Source organism: Streptomyces sp. TAA486, assembly GCF_000426165.1.
Map to the genome: position 1 here is coordinate 107,316 of NZ_AUEV01000015.1, position 20,111 is coordinate 127,426.

At 71.1% G+C, this 20,111-nt stretch carries 14 protein-coding genes; 2 read left to right on the forward strand and 12 right to left on the reverse strand.

Annotated features, from left to right (window positions below; genetic code table 11):
• Nucleotides 1–26: 26 nt before the first annotated feature.
• From eno to I004_RS35105, 11 genes are all read right to left on the reverse strand, one after another.
• Nucleotides 27–1,307: a phosphopyruvate hydratase gene (gene eno, locus I004_RS0120625; RefSeq protein WP_028437061.1), complete on the reverse strand. Its 1,281-nt coding sequence runs from the start codon at nucleotides 1,305–1,307 to the stop codon at nucleotides 27–29.
• Nucleotides 1,308–1,692: 385 nt separating this feature from the next.
• Nucleotides 1,693–2,562 (reverse strand): LysM peptidoglycan-binding domain-containing protein, encoded by an 870-nt coding sequence (locus tag I004_RS0120630; protein WP_051345259.1) that lies wholly within the window; start codon nucleotides 2,560–2,562, stop codon nucleotides 1,693–1,695.
• Between the two features lie 230 nt (nucleotides 2,563–2,792).
• Nucleotides 2,793–4,043 carry a cytochrome P450 gene (locus tag I004_RS35095; protein WP_037977175.1) on the reverse strand — a complete coding sequence of 417 codons (1,251 nt, stop codon included), beginning with the start codon at nucleotides 4,041–4,043 and terminating at the stop codon, nucleotides 2,793–2,795.
• Between the two features lie 423 nt (nucleotides 4,044–4,466).
• Nucleotides 4,467–4,847, reverse strand: a complete 381-nt coding sequence (locus I004_RS0120640; protein WP_037977109.1) for a DUF6479 family protein — start codon at nucleotides 4,845–4,847, stop codon at nucleotides 4,467–4,469.
• Between the two features lie 376 nt (nucleotides 4,848–5,223).
• Nucleotides 5,224–6,324, reverse strand: coding sequence for a nucleoside triphosphate pyrophosphohydrolase (locus tag I004_RS35100; protein WP_078511521.1), 1,101 nt, complete (start codon nucleotides 6,322–6,324; stop codon nucleotides 5,224–5,226).
• A gap of 111 nt (nucleotides 6,325–6,435) precedes the next feature.
• Entirely contained in the window at nucleotides 6,436–7,134 is a 699-nt protein-coding gene (locus I004_RS0120650; RefSeq protein ID WP_028437064.1) for a SurA N-terminal domain-containing protein, read from the reverse strand.
• Between the two features lie 159 nt (nucleotides 7,135–7,293).
• Nucleotides 7,294–8,124, reverse strand: a complete 831-nt coding sequence (locus I004_RS0120655; protein ID WP_028437065.1) for an HNH endonuclease family protein — start codon at nucleotides 8,122–8,124, stop codon at nucleotides 7,294–7,296.
• A gap of 192 nt (nucleotides 8,125–8,316) precedes the next feature.
• On the reverse strand, nucleotides 8,317–11,898 hold the full coding sequence (gene mfd, locus I004_RS0120660) for a transcription-repair coupling factor (protein ID WP_028437066.1): 3,582 nt from the start codon (nucleotides 11,896–11,898) through the stop codon (nucleotides 8,317–8,319).
• A gap of 277 nt (nucleotides 11,899–12,175) precedes the next feature.
• Nucleotides 12,176–12,544 (reverse strand): hypothetical protein, encoded by a 369-nt coding sequence (locus I004_RS0120665; protein ID WP_028437067.1) that lies wholly within the window; start codon nucleotides 12,542–12,544, stop codon nucleotides 12,176–12,178.
• A gap of 220 nt (nucleotides 12,545–12,764) precedes the next feature.
• Nucleotides 12,765–15,344, reverse strand: coding sequence for an ABC transporter permease (locus tag I004_RS0120670; RefSeq protein ID WP_028437068.1), 2,580 nt, complete (start codon nucleotides 15,342–15,344; stop codon nucleotides 12,765–12,767).
• The gene (locus I004_RS35105; RefSeq protein ID WP_078511523.1) at nucleotides 15,341–16,294 is read right to left on the reverse strand and encodes an ABC transporter ATP-binding protein; all 954 of its coding nucleotides are present in this window, start codon (nucleotides 16,292–16,294) and stop codon (nucleotides 15,341–15,343) included. Before I004_RS35105 ends, I004_RS0120670 begins: the two co-directional genes overlap by 4 nt.
• A 487-nt stretch (nucleotides 16,295–16,781) precedes the next feature.
• Here I004_RS35105 and I004_RS0120680 point away from each other — a divergent pair, with 487 nt between their 5' ends.
• On the forward strand, nucleotides 16,782–17,231 hold the full coding sequence (locus I004_RS0120680) for a DUF485 domain-containing protein (RefSeq protein ID WP_028437069.1): 450 nt from the start codon (nucleotides 16,782–16,784) through the stop codon (nucleotides 17,229–17,231).
• Nucleotides 17,228–18,841, forward strand: coding sequence for a sodium/solute symporter (locus tag I004_RS0120685; protein WP_028437070.1), 1,614 nt, complete (start codon nucleotides 17,228–17,230; stop codon nucleotides 18,839–18,841). The genes I004_RS0120680 and I004_RS0120685 overlap by 4 nt, the downstream gene beginning before the upstream one ends.
• Nucleotides 18,842–18,980: 139 nt before the next feature.
• Here the strand turns inward: I004_RS0120685 and I004_RS0120690 are convergent, their stop codons facing one another.
• Nucleotides 18,981–19,994: a hypothetical protein gene (locus I004_RS0120690; protein WP_037977111.1), complete on the reverse strand. Its 1,014-nt coding sequence runs from the start codon at nucleotides 19,992–19,994 to the stop codon at nucleotides 18,981–18,983.
• Nucleotides 19,995–20,111: the final 117 nt, after the last annotated feature.

Genomic DNA, 20,111 nt, shown 5'->3' on the forward strand with positions numbered 1-20,111 from the left:
GCCGTGGCCGGGCTGCGGAGCCTGTGTCAGCCCTTGTAGCGGGGGAAGGCGCTGCGCCCGGCGTACACGGCCGCGTCGTCGAGGATCTCCTCGATGCGCAGCAACTGGTTGTACTTGGCGACGCGCTCGGAACGGGCGGGCGCACCCGTCTTGATCTGCCCGCAGTTGGTGGCCACGGCCAGGTCGGCGATCGTGACGTCCTCGGTCTCGCCGGAGCGGTGGGACATCATGCACTTGAAACCGCTGCGCTGCGCGAGCTCCACCGCGTCCAGCGTCTCGGTGAGCGAACCGATCTGGTTCACCTTCACCAGAAGGGCGTTCGCGGCGCCGTCCTCGATGCCGCGCGAGAGCCGCTCGGGGTTGGTGACAAACAGGTCGTCGCCGACGAGTTGGACCTTGCCGCCGAGCTTCTCGGTGATGGTCTGCCAGCCGGCCCAGTCGTCCTCGTACAGCGGGTCCTCGATGGAGACGAGCGGGTAGGCGTCGACGAGTTCGGCGTAGTAGTCCGTCATCTCGGCTGCGGTGCGGTCCTTGCCCTCGAAGGAGTAGACACCGTCCTTGTAGAACTCTGACGCGGCGACGTCGAGCGCGAGCGCGATGTCCTGGCCGATGGTGTAACCGGCCTTCTGCACGGCCTCGACGATCAGGTCGAGCGCCTCGCGGTTGGAGCCCAGGTTGGGGGCGAAGCCGCCCTCGTCGCCGAGCCCGGTGGCCAGGCCGCGCTCCTTCAGTACGCCCTTGAGCGCGTGGTACGTCTCGGCACCCCAGCGCAGCGCCTCGGAGAAGGACTCCGCTCCGATGGGGGCGATCATGAACTCCTGGACGTCCACGTTGGAGTCCGCGTGGGAACCGCCGTTGAGGATGTTCATCATCGGCACGGGCAGCATGTGCGCGTTCGGACCGCCGAGGTAGCGGAAGAGCGGCAGGTCGGACGCCTCGGAGGCGGCGTGCGCGACGGCGAGCGAGACACCGAGGATGGCGTTGGCGCCGAGCGAGGACTTGTCCGCCGTGGCGTCCAGGTCGAACATCGCCTGGTCGATGAGGCGCTGCTCGGTCGCGTCGTAGCCCACCAGCTCGGGGCCGATCTGCTCGATGACCGCGAGCACGGCCTTCTCCACACCCTTGCCGCCGTAGCGGCCCGTGTCACCGTCGCGCAGCTCCAGTGCCTCGAAGGCTCCGGTCGAGGCGCCCGACGGAACGGCAGCACGGCCGGTGCTGCCGTCGTCGAGGCCGACCTCGACCTCGACCGTGGGATTGCCTCGCGAGTCGAGGATCTCGCGGGCTACGACGACGTCGATGGACGGCACGAGGATCTCCTTCGTGAAGTGTCTGGCTTACTGCCCAGAGCCTAACGGGCATGGGGTGGTGCCCAAGTCGGCCAGTCGTGTCGGGCGGTGGAACAGCCGGCAACGGGGAGCCAAGGAGCCCAGCTCAGGAGCGCTCCGCGCATCGCGGAATTTGTTTGGCGGGGGAAGAAAAGAACGGCGGGCGGCCTCTTCGGGCCGGTCCGCGCAAGGGACGACGGGCCGGGACACGGGTTCGCGGCCGCCGGGTGGGGGCCTCGGTGCCGGGCTCGGCCGGGCTTCGTCGCCGCGTTCGGCATCCGCCGGAGCCGTCCGTCGGAATCGCGATCCGTCGAAGCTGCGGTCCGGCCCGTCGAAGCTGCGGCCGGTCAGAACATCGGTGGTGCCGTCAGAGACGGAGTTCCTGGCCGGGGAGGATGAGGCCGGGGTCGGAGCCGACGACTTCGCGGTTGCGCTCGTACAGCTCGCGCCAACCGCCCTTGACGTCCTGCTCGTCCGCGATGCCGTAGAGCGAATCGCCCCGGGAGACGCGGTATTCGCCGTCTTCGGCGTCCTTGCCGTCCTCGTCGGCGTCCGTGCGGCCGTCGCTTCCGTCGCGCGAGGGGTGTTCGTCCGCGTCGTCACCGGCGCCGGGGCCGACGGGGTCACCCGGCTCGTACGAGGAGTCGCCCCCGGAACCGCCCGTACCGGAAGGACCGGACGGATCGGCGGATCCTGAGGGTTCGGACGGCTCGGCGGACGCGTCCGGGGCCGGTGCGTCGCTCTCGTCCTCGGGTGCCTCCGCCGACGGGACGGTGGGATACGGGCGTTCGGCGACGGGTTCGTCCGCGACGTCGTCGGAACCGTCCGGATCGACGTCCGGTGAGCCCGGCGAGTCCTCCGAAAGCCCGGCGCTCAGCGCGCAGTCGCCGAAGGAGTCCGTGCCCTCGTCGTCGAGGACGCTCTCCGCCACGGTGATCTGCTGGTCACGGCTGGCGAGATCGGGCCGCTCGGCGTAGTCGGTGCCGCCGTGCTCCTCCCAGGTCTCCTGGTCCATCTGGAGCCCGCCGTAGTAGCCGTTGTCCTCGTTGGCGCTCCACAGGCCGCCGCTCTCGCACTCGGCCACGGCGTCCCAAGTGGTGTTGTCCGCCGCGTTCGCCGCCGTCGCGCCGAGGAGGGGGATGGCGAGGCCGGCTCCTGTCACCCCTGCCGCGACCACGAAGTTGGGGGCCTGGCGTGGGCGCCGGTGGCGCCCGTTCCCGGACAGCAAGGGCGGCATACGGGGTGACCTCTCGTGGGGGCACGAACGTTGCGGGGGTGACGACGCTGGCGTGGTGCGCGTGGTGCGAGGGCGTGGTGCGCCTTTGCTTGCTACGAACCGCGCATGAATCCCGTGTCGCGCAGCCGCCGCCCGAAGGTAGCTTCCCGGCGTTCATCATCACAAGGTGGTGTCACACACATCACGTGAAAGTCACACCCGTGATGTCCCGTCACTCCTGTTGCACATCGTCACTCTGTCCCGGGCTCCGGCGTGAACTCGACGGGGAGCGTGCGCAGCCCGCGCATGATGAGGCCGCCGCGCCACCGCAGTTCGGACGGCGGGACGGCGAGCCTCACGTCCGGGACTCGCCGCAGCAGGGCGCTCAGGGCGACCCGGCCCTCCAGCCGCGCGAGCGGAGCGCCGAGGCAGTAGTGGATGCCGTGCCCGTAGCCCAAGTGCTGGTTGTCGCGCCGCTCCAGGTCCAGTACGTCCGGATCGGCGAACTTCACCGGGTCGCGGTCCGCCGCCGCCAGCACGACAAGCACGGGCTCCCCCTCGGCGATGCGGGCGCCGCCGATCTCGAGCGGCTCGGTCGCGAAACGCCAGGTGGCCATCTCCACCGGCCCGTCGTAGCGCAGCAGTTCCTCGACCGCCGTGGCCAGCAGCCTTTCGTCGCCGGCCGTTACGGCGTCGCGCAGCAGGGACCGCTGCCGCGGGTGACCGAGCAGCGCGTACGTGCCGTTGCCGATGAGGTTGACCGTCGTCTCGAAGCCGGCGAAGAGCAGGATGAAGGCCATCGCGGCGGCCTCGTTCTCGGTCAGATGCTCACCGTGGTCGCTGGCGCGGATCAGCCCCGAGATCAGGTCCTCGCCCGGCTTCTCCCTCTTGCGGTGGATGAGTTCGGCGAGGTAGTTGCGCATCTTCTTCACGGCTCGGCCGACTCCGCCGCGCGGAGGGCCCGGCTCCCCTGGCTTGTGGTGGCGCAGCATCATGCCCGCCCAGTCGCGGAAGTCGTCCTGGTCCTCCGCCGGTACGCCGAGCATGTCGCAAATGGCGTAGATGGGCAGGGGGAAGGCGAACTCGTGGATGAGGTCCGCCTCGCCGCGTGCCGCGAAGCCGTCCACGAGCCGGTCCGTCAACTCCCGGACGCGCGGCTCGAACTCGGAGACGCGGGCCGGCGTGAACGCCTTCGACACCAGGCGCCGCAGCCGGGTGTGGTCCGGCGGATCGATGTTGAGCAGGTGCGTCATCAGGTTGGCGCTGCGTTCGCCGGGAATGCCGACCTTGCCCTTGCCGTGCGCGGAACGTTCGTGATGGTGCACGGGGTTCTTGCTCAGCCGCTGGTCGGCCAGGGCCTGCCGGGCGTCGGCGTAGCGAGTGACCAGCCATGCCTCGACCCCGCTGGGCAGTTCGGTCCTGCGTACGGGCGCGTGTTCGCGCAGCCAGGCGTAGGCGGGGTAGGGGTCGGCGGCGAAGTCCCAGTCGAAGAGCGGGGGCATGGGCGGTGGCGGCAACGCGGTTGCGTGGGCACAAGCGGGGCCGCGGTCGGGGGCGTCGGCGCCGGCTTCCCCGTCGGGCCGGGTGGGAGCATGCGCGCGGGCTCCCGTGGCGGTGCGCGGGTCGGCGTGCCCGGGGGCGGGGTCCGCGGCGCGCTCGGGGGCTGGCCCCGTGGCGGCGACGTGCCCGGGCGCGGGCTCCGCGGTGTCGGCGTGCTTGGGTGCGGGCCCCGTGGCGGCGTGCTCATCGGTCTCGTCGTGCACGCATCGACGCTAACGGGTCGCGTCGGGCGCGCCGCCCGGGCATCGATGACCCCCGGCCCGGGGGTCAGGTTCCGGGACCCTGGACCCCGAGGCCGGGGCTGCCGTGGTGGGCGGTCGGGCCGCGGGGCGGGCCTGCTCGGCCCGTCAGGTGTGGTCTGCCCGTCAGGTGTGGCCTGGGCCTCCGCTGCCGAACGATCCGCTGCTGCCCGGGTCCCACTTCCGCGGCGGCCCTTCGTGCTCGCCGGGGTGGCTGTCGGAGTCGTAGTCCTTGAAGTCGTAGGGCATGCGCCGCTCGCCGTCGCGCGGGACCTCGTCGGGGACCCGGTGCCTCGTCTCGTACTCCTGAGGCGTCTCCGGGCCACGCTTCCCGGGGCTGGAGGGACGCTGATCGCCCCGGGCCCGGATGCGGATGCCGTAGGCGACGGCGACGATCAGGCCGACGACGACCACGAGGCCCACGATCAACGGAGCGATACCCACGAGCAGGTCATGCTCCTCGGCGAGCACCGTCAGCGGCTGGATTGCGGCGTCCACTGCGTACATGGCGCACGGGTACCCCCGCCTCGGCCGGTATGCCGGTGCGGGCGGCACGGGCTCGACGCGTTTCTTCCGAGCGCCGGCACCGCTTGCGTTGTGTGAGCGGTGCTCTCGCCCGGTAGCGGTGCTCACGTCCCCCGGCACTGGCACTGGCACTGGGCCCGTCGCGTGAGCACTGCTCTCACTCGGTACGGGCGCCCTCGTCCGCGAGCACCGGGCAACGCGTGCGCTCCGTGAGCGGTGCTCTCGCCCGGTACCAGCGCTCACGTCCGCGAGCACCGAGCACCCGGCACCGCCTGGCGCTGCGTGAGCGGTGCTCTCACCCGGAACCAGCGCTCACGCCGCCCGCCCCGGCCCCGCTGGCATCATGTGAGCAGCGCTCTCACCCCGTACCGGCGCTCTCGTCCCCCACATCAGGGCCTTCCCCCGCATCAGGCCCCTTCCCCGCATCAGGCCCTTCCCCCTCATCAGCGCCTTCCCCCACCCCAGGGCCTTCCGCCGCACGGATCACGTCACGGTAGGTGCGGGCCGCGACCCGCAGTGCCGTCTCCGGATCGATCCCCTCCGCTTCCGCTCGGACGGCCAGCGCCAGCAGCTCGTAACCGATGCCGCCGGGCTGCGAGGGCGGGACCGGGGGCACGTCCAGCCCAGCCGTCCGCACGCGCTGCGCCAGCTTCGCCGCCAGCGCCAGCGCGGGCTGCCCCAGCGGAATCCCCTCGGTGACCGAGTCGCGGCGCTTCTCCACGGCCTTCACGCGCAGCCAGTGCTCACGGACCTCCTCCGCCGTGGCGGCCTCCTCCTCCCCGAACACATGGGGGTGGCGGCGGATCAGCTTCTCGACGATGCCGGCCGCCACGTCGTCGATGGTGAAGGGCTCCTCCGGGTCGTCCTGCGCGATGCGCGCGTGGAAGACCACCTGAAGCAGCACGTCGCCCAGCTCCTCGCACAGGGCGCCGCGGTCGTCATCCTCGATCGCTTCGACGAGCTCGTACATCTCCTCGATGCCGTACTTGACCAGCCCTTCGTGCGTCCTGGCCCCGCTCCACGGGCAGACCGCGCGGATGCTGTCCATGACCTGCACGAGGTCGAGGAGCCGCGCGCCCGGCAGGTCGTACGAGCCGGGCAGCAGCTCCAGCTCGGGCATCGACGTGCGGCCCGACCCGGCCAGCGCCGCCAGCCCGTCGGTCAGCCGCGGCTCGCCCTCGGCGGCGGCGATGACGACCGTCGTGCGGCCCTCCGCGGACGCCTCGACCAGTTCGCGCGCGCTCGGCAGAGTCCCGGTGGCGACGGGGACGCCGGCCTCACGCACGTACGGCAGCTGCGGGTGCTCCGGGTCCTCGCACACGACGCTGTCGGCGGTGCGCAGCGCCTCCCAGGCGGGCCAGGACAGCAGTCCGGGTGCCACGCGGTGGCTGGTGGTGAGAAGAACGATGCGGCCGGCAGGGGAATCGGCAGGAGTATCAGCAGGAGTAGGGGCGTTCACGCGTCGAACGTAACGCAGCGGCCGGAGAGCATCGCTCCCGGCCGCCGTCCCGCACTCCCATGCCCTGGACCGGGGTTGCCTCACTCCCCGGCCCCGCACCGGGGCGGTACGTCACATCTGCGGCTGCTGCTGTTGCTGCTCCTGCTGCCGGTCCTGCTGCTTGCCGGTCAGGTCCTGCAGCCACGGCTCCGTGCGGTTGCCGAGCGTGGAGGCCTGCACGTCCCACTTCCCGTAGCGCGGGTTGACGGCGATGTGCAGCTTCTCGGAGGTCTTGGTGAACTTCTTCCGCAGCGCCGCGTTGCCCTGCGGCGTGCGCGGGTCGATGTGGCCCGCCTTCGCGATCTTGTCCACGGCGACCTGCGTGCGCATCCAGTCGTCGATCTGCGAGGGGGCGACGGCCTGCTGCTGGAGCAGCGCGTCCTTCAGCCTCTTCTCCCCGCCGGCCTGCGAACGCAACTGTGCGCGGTACTTGCCCACTTCGCGGCGCGTCACGGACACCCCGGCGTCCTTCGCGGCCCTTTCGATGATGCGCTCGCGGATCAGGCCGTCGAGTGAGGCCCGCGTCAGCTGACCACTGCCCTTGATCATCTCTTCGCCGTGCGGGGCCGCGCGCTGCGCGTTGCGCACCGCCTCCACCTTCGCCTGGAGCTGCGCCATGCTGATGCGTTCACCGCCCGTCACGGCAGCGGCGCCGGGGTGCGCGTCGTTGCCGCAACCGGTGAGCAGCGGCGCTGCGACGAGCAGCGCGGCGGCACCCGAGACGGTGAGCGCGAACCTGCGACGACGGCTTCCTTCAGTGCTCCTGTGCATCGAGTCTCCTGGACGGCGGCTAGGGGCGTGCGACGGTTGTGCACGACCTCGGCGTTGATCGATGTTAAGTAGTGAAAGTGGTGGAGACCACCGCTTCGGCTTTCATCCGGACAACGATTCGGACGAGGAGACGTGCCGCGACCGGTGCCGCGGGCCTCGTCATCCCCCGCACTGCCTGAGCATCATCCGCTTGTCCGGCGCGGTGACGGGCAGTTCGTACTCGAGGGCGACCTGTGCGAACCGCACGGAGTACGCACAGCGGATCCGCTTGTCGGGCGGCAGCCAGGACGCGGGTCCCGAGTCCCCTTTGGCGCTGTTGGAGGAGCCGTCCACCGGCAGGAGGTTCAGCGGATCATTGGCTATCCGCTCCCGCTTGCTCTCGCTCCAGCGGGCCGCTCCCATCTGCCAGTCGTAGGAGAGCGGCATGACGTGGTCGATCTGGACCTCCATGGCGCGCTGCTTGCGCCACTCGACGGTCCGGCCGGTGTACGGGTCGTGAAGGGTCATGGAGACGACCACGCAGACCGAGCCCTGCTCGCGCACCAGCTTCCGCCCGTCCCTGGCCAGGATGTCGTTCCTGGTGTCGCAGCTGTTGCGCCCCAGCGGGACGCCGTCGACCGTGTCCTTCCAGGCGTAGCCGAACGCCTCGCGCTCGTAACCCGTCCTGGGGCCGCGGCCCTTGGTGTGGACGGTGGCGATCAGTGCGCGTGCGCGCTTGCGTTCGGCCTCCGAAGTGACCGGCGCCAGGCCGCGCTTGCTGCCTTCCGGATTGGCGAACGGGCTGACGGCGCCGGAGCCGTCCGAGGGACCGGGCCCGCCTTCGGTGTGCGTGGGCGTTGGCGTGGGCGATTCCCGGGCCGTGGGGCTCTCGGACTTCCCCGGGCTCGGGCCACCGCCCTGCCCCGGGACCTGGCACCCGGCGGCCAACAGGCCGACGGCAAGCGGAAGTGCGGTCAGCAGGGCGGTGCGCGTGGTCGGAACACGTGGCACGGCGAGACTCCCGTCGGGGCCGGTCGGCTGCGGCTGCCGGCGGGAGGGCCGGCCGCGATGCGTTCGAGCTTACGTTCCCCGATCGGGAGCCGATGCGGCGCGGTACGCGCGTCGTTGCCGCTCCGCCCGCGCTGTCCGGAGTCCCCCGTCACACGGACGGGCCGGACGGCACGCCCGGCGAACGGCGCGGCGTCACGACCCCGGAATTGTCGTGAGGAACTCGCCCACCCACGCCAGCAGTTCACGTCCCACGACCGGCTTGCCGCCGATGCCGCCCGGTTTGGGCCGCGGCACCAGCACCTGACGCGTCGCCTTCTTGATGACCGACCCCGGGTAGACGCGCTTGAGGCGCAGCTCCTGCGACTCGCGCAACTCGACGGGAGTGAAGCGCACGTTGTTGCCCTGGAGCGTGATGTCCGTGACGCCGCAGGAGCGTGCCAGCATGCGAAGGCCCGCCACCAGCAGCAGGTTCTCCACGGGCTCCGGCAACGGCCCGTAGCGGTCGGCCAGTTCCTCCCGTACGGCGGTGATGTCCTCCTCGGAGTTGGCGGAGGCGATGGCCCGGTATGCCTGCAGGCGCAGCCGCTCGCCCGGTGCGTAGTCGTGCGGCACGTGGGCGTCGACGGGCAGCTCGATCTTGACCTCGAGCGGGGCCTCCTCCACCTCGCCGCCCTGCTCCAGCGCGTTGCGGTAGTCGGCGACGGCCTCGCCGACCATGCGCACGTACAGATCGAAGCCGACGCCGGCGATGTGGCCGGACTGCTCGCCGCCGAGGAGGTTGCCCGCTCCGCGGATCTCCAGGTCCTTCATCGCCACGTACATGCCCGCGCCCATCTCCGTGTGCTGGGCGATCGTGGCGAGTCGCTCGTGCGCCGTCTCCGTCAGCGGCTTCTCGGGCGGGTACAGGAAGTAGGCGTAGCCGCGCTCACGTCCCCGGCCGACGCGGCCGCGCAGCTGGTGCAGCTGCGAGAGGCCGAAGTTGTCGCCGCGCTCGACGACGAGGGTGTTGGCGTTGGAGATGTCGATGCCGTTCTCGACGATGGTCGTGGCCACCAGCACGTCGGACTTCTTCTCCCAGAAGTCCACGACGACCTGCTCCAGACTCTGCTCCGACATCTGCCCGTGTGCCGTGGCGATCCGCGCCTCCGGCACGATCTGCCGGAGCCGTGCCGCGGCCCGTTCGATGGACTCCACACGGTTGTGGATGTAGAAGACCTGGCCCTCGCGCAGCAGTTCACGGCGGATGGCGGCGCCGATCTGCTTCTCCTCGTACGGCCCGACGAACGTCAGCACCGGATGCCGTTCCTCGGGCGGCGTCGTGATCGTCGACATCTCGCGGATGCCGGTCACGGCCATCTCCAGCGTGCGAGGGATCGGGGTGGCGGACATGCTCAGCACGTCGACGTTCGCCCGCAGCTTCTTCAGCTGCTCCTTGTGCTCGACGCCGAAGCGCTGCTCCTCGTCGACGATGAGCAGGCCCAGGTCCTTGAACTTGGTGTCGGAGGAGAAGAGCCGGTGCGTGCCGATGACGACGTCGACCGTGCCCTCCCGCAGACCCTCGACGACACCACGCGCCTCGGACTCGGACTGGAAGCGCGACAGCGCCCGCACGTTGACGGGGAACTGCCCGTAGCGCTCGCTGAAGGTGGAGAAGTGCTGCTGGACGAGGAGCGTCGTGGGCACGAGCACGGCGACCTGCTTGCCGTCCTGCACCGCCTTGAACGCCGCCCGCACCGCGATCTCCGTCTTGCCGTAGCCGACGTCGCCGCAGATGAGCCGGTCCATCGGGACCGACTTCTCCATGTCCTCCTTGACCTCGCCGATGGTGGTCAGCTGGTCCGGCGTCTCCGCGTACGGGAAGGCGTCCTCCAGCTCACGCTGCCAGGGCGAGTCCGGGCCGAAGGTGTGGCCGGGGGCCGCCATGCGCGCCGAGTACAGCCTGATCAGGTCGGCGGCGATCTCCTTGACGGCCTTCTTCGCCCGCGCCTTCGTCTTCGTCCAGTCGGCGCCCCCGAGACGGTGCAGCGAAGGCTGCTCACCGCCGACGTACTTGGTGACCTGCTCCAGCTGGTCCGTGGGCACGAAGAGGCGGTCGCCGGGCTGGCCCCGCTTGGCCGGCGCGTACTCCACCAGCAGGTATTCGCGGGTGGCGCCCTGCACGGTGCGCTGGACCATCTCGACGTAGCGGCCCACGCCGTGCTGCTCGTGGACGATGTAGTCGCCGGGGACCAGCGTGAGCGGGTCGATCTGCTTGCGGCGCCGCACCGGCATCCTGGCGGCCTCGCGGCCCGCGGCCCGCTGCCCCGACAGGTCGGTCTCGGTGAGCACCGCCAGCTTCAGCTCCGGTGCGACGAAGCCGTTGTCGAGGCTGCCGCGTGCCACGTGCACCACGGACGGGGCGATCTCTCCCAGGTCGCCCTCCTGGCGGGCGGCGATGCCCTCGCCGCTGAGGACCTCGACCGTACGGACGGCGGGGCCGTGCGCCTCGGTGACGTACACGCAGCGCCAGCCCGCCGACAGCCACTCCTTGGTGTCCGCGAGGGCGCGTGCGGTGTCGCCGCGGTAGCTCTCGGGGGCGCGCATGCCCAGCCGCAAGGCGTCGGTGCCGTCGTCCTCCTCCGGCGCGTCATCGGGGACGTCGTCGCCGGAGGCCGCCCCCGGGCTGAAGGGGCTGACCGACCACCACATCATGCCCAGTTCGCGGGCGCGTTCGCGCAGGTCGGCGATGCCCCACAGCGACGCCGCGCCCAGATCGACGGGTGCCTCCCCGCTGTCGGACATCGCGGTGGCGCTCCAAGACGCCTGGAGGAACTCCTGCGAGGTGGCCACCAGGTCCGCCGCCCGCGTGCGCACCCGCTCCGGATCGCACACCAGCGCCATCGTCCCCTTGGGCACGACATCGAGCAGCAGCTCCATGTCGTCGACGAGGACGGGCGCGAGGGACTCCATGCCCTCCACTGCGATGCCCTCGGTGATCTTCCCGAGGAGCTCGCCGAGTTCGGGGTGCTTCTCCGCGAGGGCGGCGGCCCGCTGCCGTACGTCGTCCGTCAGGAGCAGCTCGCGGCAGGGCGGCGCCCACAGGCCGTGCTCGGCGGCCTCCAGCGAACGCTGGTCGGCGACGCGGAAGTAGCGGATCTCCTCGACCTCGTCGCCCCAGAACTCCACGCGCAGCGGGTGCTCCTCGGTGGGCGGGAAGACGTCGAGGATGCCGCCGCGCACGGCGAACTCGCCGCGCTTCTCGACCAGTTCGACCCGCGAGTAGGCAGCCGCGGCCAGCGCGTCCACCACCTCGTCCATGTCGCAGCTGTGACCCTGCCGCAGCGCGACGGGCTCCAGGTCCCCGAGGCCCTTGACCTGCGGCTGGAGCACGGCCCGTACGGGCGCGACGACGACGCTGACCGGGCCCGTGCCCGCGTCGCCCGCCTCGTCGGGGTGCGCCAGCCGCCGCAGCACGGCAAGGCGGCGGCCGACGGTGTCGGAGCGGGGCGAGAGCCGCTCGTGCGGCAGCGTCTCCCACGACGGGTACTCCACGACGCTCTCGGGCGGCAGCAGCGAGCGCAGGGACGCCGTCAGGTCCTCCGCCTCGCGGCCCGTGGCCGTCACGGCCAGCACCGGACGGCCGGCCGACCGCGCGAGCGCCGCCACCGCGAAGGGCCGGGCGGCGGTCGGACCGACGAGGTCGACATGGTGACGGTTGCCGTCGGCGGCGGCCTCGACAGCCTCCTGCATCGCGGGGTCACGCGAGAGAGCGTCGAGCAGTCCGGTGAGACTCATCTGGGGTGGCTTCCCGTCGGGGGGTGGGCAACGCGAACGCCCCGCAACGACGCGGTGCGGACGTTCCGGGGGATTCCAAGCCTACGGCGGCCCGCCGACGGACGTGGCCGCGATCTCCCGCAGGGCTGCCCAGGGCCCGGGCGGGGGCGGCATGCGGTGCTCCCAGCAGCCGGCACCGGCGGCCCGGCGACCTCGTGGGTCCGGCCGGGCGGCCGGTGCCGGCAGGAACGCCCTGTCACGGCGCGGGCACCCGCCGCTCAGCCGTGGCCAGTGGCGGTCAGCGTGGGTACGCGCAGATGGCGAAGACGCTGATCCCGACCCTCGGCCCGTTCGTCTGCCGTCCGAGACCGATCCAGCCCCGGTTGTTGTCGGTGGGGAAGCTGCCGACCAGGATCGCTTCGTTGCCTCGGGCCTCGGCACCGCCGCCGAGCACCTTCTTGCCCTTGGGGCACCACACGGTGCGACGCTGGAAGTTGGGCACATCCTTGTTCGCCAGCCGCACGACCTCGTAGCCGTGGATCTTGCTGTGGCCGCCCTTGGACTTCTGCACAGGCGCCGTCGCCGAGTCGGCCTGCGCCGAGCAGCCCGTCCCGGCCACCAGGGCCAGTGCCAGCGCGCCCGCGCTGAGAAGCCGGTTCATTCTCATGTGTGCCTCTCCTTCTGAGTCGAGCCCGGCAGCTGCCGGGCTCGACTCAGTATCAAGCGGCCAAATGGAATGAAAGATGTGAAACACGGACAAGCTTCTCAGCGTCGCGCCATCGCCGTAGCCCCTGCCGAACCCCCTGTGGAGGAGCAGGCCCGGGTCGGAGAGGGGAACAGGCGGGGCGGGTCCGTACTCTTCGGGCCCGCCCCGGCCCGTCCGCCCGTCACTCCGTGGCGATCGCGTTCAGCACGTTCATCCGTCCCGCCCGGAAGGCCGGGACCAGCGCCGCCACCAGACCCACCAGGGCCGAGCCGACGAAGACCGCGCCGATCGTCGGCCAGGGGATCTCCAGCACGTTCAGCCCCTCCAGCGCCAGCAGCTTCTGCGCGGCCGCGCCCCAGCACATTCCGAGACCGAGACCGAGCATGGCGCCGAAGAGCGCGATGACGACCGACTCCAGCCGGATCATGCGACGCAGCTGCCGCCGTGCGAGACCGATGGCCCTCATCAGGCCGATCTCACGGGTGCGTTCGACGACGGAGAGCGCGAGGGTGTTCACCACTCCCAGCACCGCGACGATGATCGCCAACGCCAGCAGCCCGTAGACCATGTTGAGCATCTGCCCCACCTGGTCCTGCAGGGTCTCCTTGAAGTCGGCCTGGTCGCGCACCTGGTACTGCGGGTAGGGCTTCAGTTCCTTCTTCAGAGCCGTGTACGCGGCGTCCTCCTCGCCGTCCTGCGCCGACCCGAACATCATGACGCTGGGTGGCAGTTGGGCCTCGGGTAGATGGCGACGCGCGGTGGCGATGTCGGTGTACATCGCTCCCCGGTCGACGCTGGTCTCCTCCTTGGTGACCGCGGCGACGGTGAGCTCCGCCGTACGGCCGCCCGCGAACGCGACCCTCAGCTTGTCGCCCGTCCTGACGCCGTGCTCCTTGGCGTAGGCCGAGCCCACCGACATGGCGTCACGGTCGTACGCCGCTGCCAGGTCCCCGGACTTCACCTCGCGGCGCAGGTCCTTCATGTACGAGGGGTCGGTCGCGGCGAGCTGCTCCTTGCCCGACGTGCCGTCCGGTGTGGTGACGCGGGCGGCGACCATCTTGTAGGAGGTCACCGTCTCCAGGGACTTCGACGCCTTGAGCTTCTTCTCCACGGCGGGAGTGATCGGCTGGCCGTTGCCGGACTGGATGATGAAGTCCGCTCCCACGGAACGGTCCAGCTCCTGCGTCGCCGAGGCGACCATCGAGGAGCCGACGACCGACAGCGACGCGACGAGCGCCAGCCCGATCATCAGCGCCGCGGCCGTGGCGCCCGTACGGCGGGGATTGCGCAGCGCGTTCCGCTCGGCCAGGCGCCCCACCCGGCCGCCGAACGGCCGCAGCGTCACCACCGACAGCACCCGCACCAGCGCCCCCGCGAGTACCGGTCCGACGACGATGAAGCCGACCAGCGTGAGAACGACGCCGGCCCCGAGATACATCGACCCCTCGGCCGCCTTCTCCGCCTGCGTGGCGGCGTAGAGACCGGCACCGCCGCCGCCCGTCAGCAGAATCCCGAGGACGGCGCGCACCACCCCGGACGTGCTGTCCGCGGGGGTGCCTGCGTCCCGCAGCGCCGCCATCGGGGAGACCCGGCCGGCGCGGCGGGCAGGGAGATACGCCGCGAGCAGCGTGACCAGGACGCCCAGGACGAGTCCGGTGACGGGCGTCGTCCACTTGATGGTCAGCTCGGACGTGCTCAGGTTCATGCCCAGTTGGCCCATGAGCTCCATCAGCCCGACGGCCAGGCCCACTCCGGCGCCCACGCCCAGCACGGATCCCACGACGCCCAGCAGCAACGCCTCGATCAGCACGGACCTGTTGACCTGCCGGCGGCTCGACCCGATGGCCCTCATCAGGCCGATCTCACGGGTGCGCTGCGCGACCAGCATCGAGAAGGTGTTGACGATGAGGAAGATGCCCACCAGCAGGGCGATGCCCGCGAATCCGAGCAGCGCGTACTTCATCACGTCGAGGAAGGAGCCGATCTGCTCCCGGTTGGAGTCCGCGGCCTGCTTCTGCGTCTGGTACTTGTACTCGCCCGCGCCCAGCGCCGCGGTCACGTTCTTCTTCAGCAGGGCGTGGGTGACGCCCTGTTCGGCGGTGACCGCGATGTTCGTGTACGAGCCGGTGCCGCCGAGCAGTTCCCGCTGAGCGGTCCTGGTGTCGAAGTAGACGATCGCCGCACCGGGGTTGGTGACCTGGAACGTGGCGATGCCGGAGATGCGTGCGGAGAAGTCGCCGGTGGCGGCGATGGTCCGCAGTTCGTTGCCGACCTTCAGTCCGCGCTTCTCCGCGGTGTCCGCGTCCACCATGACCTCGGACGCGCCGCGCGGGGCGTGCCCCGAGGTGACCTTCATCGTCCTGCGGTCGTCCGACGTCCAGTTGGCGGCGATGGTGGGTGCCCCGGTGGTGGAGCCGATGTTCTTGTCGTCGCCGTCGACGACGGTGACCTGCTCGCTGGCGACCACGCCTTCCGCGGACTTGGCGCCCTCGGCGTCCCGTGCCTTCGCCAGGGCGGATGCGGGCAGGGTGCGCGGCCTGGCCGTGCGCTGGTCCTCGGCGGCCTCGTCCGTCTTCTTCGGGCTGACGGTGACGTCGGCCGCGGTGGAGGCGAAGAGCCGGTCGAAGGTGGTGTTCATGGTGTCGGTGAAGACGAGCGTGCCGCACACGAACGCCACGGACAGCACGACGGCGACGGCGCTGAGCGCCATCCTCCCCTTGTGCGCGAAGAAGTTGCGCAGCGACGCCTTGAACACGGTCACGGCCGGCTCCCGTTGGTGCCGAAGGCGTCGAAGTCGATGTCGCGTCCGCTGCCGTCCCGGCGGTCCTCGAGATCGTCGTCGAAGGTGCCGAACGCCTCCAGCCCGTCCGGGGTCCGGCGCCCGGCCGAACCGGCGGCGGGGGCCGCTTTCGACTGCGCGACCGCCCCGGGGTCGGTGCTCTCCGCGAGGCGCAGCATCTTGTCCAGCACGGCCTCGGCGGTCGGCCGGTACATCTCGTCGACGATGCGCCCGTCCGCGAGATACAGGACGCGGTCCGCGTACGCGGCCGCCACCGGATCGTGCGTGACCATCACGATGGTCTGCCCCAGTTCGTCGACCGAACGCCGCAGGAAGCCCAGCATCTCCGCGCCCGCACGGGAGTCGAGGTTGCCCGTCGGCTCGTCGCCGAAGATGATCTCGGGACGTGCCGCCAGAGCACGCGCGACGGCGACCCTCTGCTGCTGTCCGCCGGAGAGCTGAGTCGGCCTGTGCCGGAGACGGTCCTCGAGCCCGACGGTGGCGATGACCGTCTCCAGCCACTGCTTGTCGGGCTTACGGCCCGCGATGTCCATGGGGAGGGTGATGTTCTCCAGGGCGTTGAGCGTCGGAAGCAGGTTGTAGGCCTGGAAGATGAAGCCGATGCGGTCGCGCCGCAGCTTCGTCAGCTTCTTGTCCCTCAGACCGGTGATCTCCTGCTCGCCGATCCGGATGCGCCCCTCGGTGACCGAGTCCAGACCGGCCAGGCAGTGCATCAGGGTCGACTTGCCGGAGCCCGAAGGTCCCATGATCGCGGTGAACGCGCCGCGTGCGATGTCCACATCGACGTGGTCGAGCGCGACGACCCGCGTCTCGCCCGACCCGTACGCCTTGACCAGCTGACGGGCGGAGGCGGCAACGGCCCGATGCGCCCCGCTGCCCCCGCTCCTGGGGTCCGCTGCAGCCGTCGTCATGGTGTGTGTTCCTCTCCCCGTCCGGTGCTCCCGGCAGTTTCCGGCGTCGTGCGCCCGCGCGTCCGGCCCTGTGCCGCCGCGCCCGTGAGTGAGTTCTCCTGGAGTGTCCCGGTGCGCGGGTGCGCGCCGCGATGGTGCCCGTACCTCTTCCGGGGCGGGGGCTGACCCCACCCTCCGAGCGGCCGGTGCCGCCGTGGCCGGCCCTCCGGCCGGAGCGGAACCGCCCGTGCTGACCTTGCCGGCTCCGTGAACAGGAGCCTATGCACCGGAAGCTGCGCTCTCGTCCTGCTCCAGGACGATTCCACGGGGCGCCCACCGGCGGAGCAGCCCCTAGGGGTGTGCCGGGAACACCACACGCAGCCATGACCTTCAGTGACGATGTTGGAAATGTGACAGTTTTCCGTACGACTCTTCCAACGAGCCGACACTCGCCAGTAACGTGCCCTCAACCTCGGGCGTTCGGCCCCGTACGGGAGGGGAGGCGCGCATGGCGTTCAACACCGGTGAACAACATGGGTTCTTCGACGACTACGGACCGTATCCGGATTCACCCTCGCATCCACCCCGACCGCCGCACCCCCCACGCCCTTCGTACGGCCCGCCCCCCACGCACGCCCCGAGCGTCCCGGCCCACGCGGACACCGAACTACTGCGGCTGCGCAGCGCGTACAGGTGGCTGCGCCGCAGCATGACCGTGGCCGTCCTCGGCTACTTCACCGTCTATCTCGGCATGGCCGCATACCTGCCGGACCTCATGGCACGGTCCGTGTTCGGCGCCGTCAATCTCGGCGTCTTCCTCGGACTTCTCCTGATCCCCATCACCCTGCTGGCGATCCTCACCTACGAATTCTTCGCCCGCGTCACCGTCGACCCCATATCGCACAGAGTGCGCATCGCCGACGAGGAACGGCGCGAGAGCGAGGAGGACGGCAGGTGAACCCGGGTTCCGTCGACGCCAGTTCGCAGTCCCTCTCGTTCGCGATCTTCGCCGCACTGGTCAGCGTGACGCTGCTGCTGTGCATCATGACCAGCGCCGAACGTGACGACCTCGACGAGTTCTACACGGGTTTCCGCACCCTGGCCCCGCTGCGCAACGGCCTCGCCATCGCCGGCGACTACATCTCCGCCGCCACCGTCCTGTCCACGATCGGCATCATCGCGCTCGCCGGTTTCGACGGGCTGCTCCTCGCGCTGAGCACCGCGCTGTCCCTGCTGCTGCTGATGGTTCTGCTGGCCGAACCGCTGCGCAACGCGGGCCGGTTCACCATGGGTGACGCCCTCACCCACCGCGGCTCCAGCCGGCTGGTACGCCTCGCCGCGACCGCCGTCACCCTGGCGTCGCTGCTTCCCCTGATGGTCTTCCAGCTCTCCGGCGCCGGCCATCTCGTCACGCTCGTCCTGGGCTTCGAGGGCTCCTCCGTCCGTACGGCGACCATCATCGCCCTTGGCGGACTCATGATCGGCTACGCCGCGATCGGCGGGATGAAGGGCACCGCGCTCATCCACATCATCAAGCTGGTGGTGCTCTTCGGCGCCTCGCTGATGCTCGCGCTGCTCGTCATGGACAAGGTCGGCTGGGACCCCTCACGGCTCGTCACCCTGGCCGACGCCGGCAGCGGAGGCGGATCCGTGTACGCACGCTCCGGGCTGCTGATCGAACCCACGGCCATCGGAAAGGCGGACCTGATCGCCAGCTCGCTGACAGTCGTCTTCGGCGCCGCCTGCCTCCCGCACGTCACGATGCGCATGTACACCGCCAGGAACGCGCCCGAGATCCGGCGTGCCATGTCGTACGCCGTCATGATCATGGCTGTCTTCGCGGCCCTCATCGCGGTCATCGGCGCCGGTGCGACGGCGCTCCTCGGCCGCGAAGTCCTCGCGGCGGGCGGCCCGCAGGGCAGCACGGCGATCCTCCAGCTGGCCCGCGCGATCGTCGCCGACTCGGCCGCGCTCTCGACGTTCGTCTTCACCACCGTCTCGACGGCGGTCTTCCTCACGCTGCTCTCGTCCGTCGCCGGAATGATCCTCGCCTGCGGCAACTCGCTCGCCCACGACCTCTACGCGCATGTACTGAGCCGCGGCGAGCCGCCGCAGCGTCGCGAACTGCTCATCGCACGGCTCGCCGCCTTCGCCGTCGGCGCACCCGCGATCGCACTGGCCGTGCTCGTGCAGAACCACGGGCTGCGGGCGCTGATCATCCTGTCCTTCAGCATCGCCGGGTCCGCCATCGCACCCGCACTCGTCTACAGCCTCTTCTGGCGGCGCTTCACCCGCACCGGGCTGGTGGCGACGCTCATCGGCGGCACGGCCACGGCGATCGTGGTGACGGCCCTCTCCACGACGGTCTCGGGCACGTCGCAATCCCTCTTCCCCGAGGAGAACTTCGACGTCTTCCCCCTCACCACCAGCGGCATGATCAGCATCCCCGTGGGCTTCTTCCTCGGCTGGGCGTTCACGTTCCTCAGCGGGCGCCGAGCACGGGAGCGCGGACGCACGGAGTACCTGGCGGCCGAGGCACGGCTGCTCGCGGGGGCGAGGCGCCGCTGAACTCGCTGCGTCGCGCCGCGAGTTCGGATCCCCGGCGGGAGCTTGCGAGACGAACCCAACGGGGCGGGGGCCCACGAAGGCCGGTGCGGCCCCCAAAGGTCCCCGACGCCGCGGCAACCGCCCGCTGCACAGCGGACGTTCAGCGACCGCGACCCCGGACCTGTCCGGGGACGGTGACCGCTTCGCGGGAGGCGGCGGACAGTTCGCCGGCCGTGCCCGGCGCGGCGGGTTCCGGGGGCGCGGCCTGCCGGCCCGGAGGCTCCTGCTGCTCGGCGCCGGGCGGGAAGGTGCGTCCCGTCAGCGACGCCAGGGTGCTGCGCACGCGCGCCATGTGCCGCTTCATCTCCGCCGTCCGCTCGGCGTGCTCGCACAGCACCCGCTCGGTCTCACGCTCGACGGCCTCCTCACGCGCCCGGGCTCCCGCGTGGAGCTTCGCGCCGCGGGCCTGCGCCTCCTCCTGCCAGCGCCGCGCGTCCTCCTCGGCCGCGGCACGTTCGCGCCGTACCGCTTCCATCAACTGCTCGCCCCGGTCGGCAAGTTCACCGACGTACGCCTCGACTGCCCGCTTCCGCTCGGCGAGCTCGCGTTCCGCCTCCTCCGACCCGGCCGTGTGGTCCCGCTCCTGTGCGGCCAGGGTCGCGGCGCAGTGCGCCTCGGTCTCCCGCAGTGCCTCGTCCGCCGCTGTGCGCGTCTGTGCCGCCGCCTCCCGCGCGGCCACCGCCACGGCCTCCGCCTCGCTCCGCGCCGCCGCGAGGCTGCGGGCGGCCGCGGCGGACGCCTCCCTCCGCAGCAGCTCCGCCTCCTCCTCCGCGGCCTCACGGACCGCGCGCGTGTGAGCCTCGGTCTCCTGCGCGGTGTGTGCGGCTTCCGCCTCCGCCGCCGCCCTCACGTCGGCCGCCTCCGCCTCGGCCATCGTCAGGAGCCGACGGGACCGGCCGCCCAGCGACTCGTACGTCTGCGGCGGCAGCGACTCGGCGAGGGACCTCAACCGCTCTGCCTCCGCGGCGAGTTCCTCCTCCCGCGCGACGAGCCCGGTGATGTGCCTGCGGTCCTCCTCCTTCTGCCCGATCAGCCCGGCGACCGCCTTGTCGACCTGCTCGGGCCGGTAGCCACGGCCCCGTACCACGGTGAACGCATGCGGCGACGCACCCATCTCGAGCCCCTTACCTCAGCAACACACTCAACGGCGGACGCACATCCTTCTTGATCCGAGCGAAGCGGTCATAACGCGACACTCCATACGAGTGCGCCACGAACGAGGTGTGATGTC

Coding starts and splice junctions, on each gene's coding strand:
- I004_RS0120680 (WP_028437069.1), top strand. CDS start 16,782: ATGGCGTTCAACACCGGTGAACAACATGGGTTCTTCGACGACTACGGA.
- I004_RS0120650 (WP_028437064.1), bottom strand. CDS start 7,134: ATGCACAGGAGCACTGAAGGAAGCCGTCGTCGCAGGTTCGCGCTCACC.
- I004_RS0120690 (WP_037977111.1), bottom strand. CDS start 19,994: ATGGGTGCGTCGCCGCATGCGTTCACCGTGGTACGGGGCCGTGGCTAC.
- mfd (WP_028437066.1), bottom strand. CDS start 11,898: ATGAGTCTCACCGGACTGCTCGACGCTCTCTCGCGTGACCCCGCGATG.
- I004_RS0120640 (WP_037977109.1), bottom strand. CDS start 4,847: ATGTACGCAGTGGACGCCGCAATCCAGCCGCTGACGGTGCTCGCCGAG.
- I004_RS0120630 (WP_051345259.1), bottom strand. CDS start 2,562: ATGCCGCCCTTGCTGTCCGGGAACGGGCGCCACCGGCGCCCACGCCAG.
- I004_RS35105 (WP_078511523.1), bottom strand. CDS start 16,294: ATGACGACGGCTGCAGCGGACCCCAGGAGCGGGGGCAGCGGGGCGCAT.
- I004_RS35095 (WP_037977175.1), bottom strand. CDS start 4,043: ATGCCCCCGCTCTTCGACTGGGACTTCGCCGCCGACCCCTACCCCGCC.
- I004_RS0120665 (WP_028437067.1), bottom strand. CDS start 12,544: ATGAGAATGAACCGGCTTCTCAGCGCGGGCGCGCTGGCACTGGCCCTG.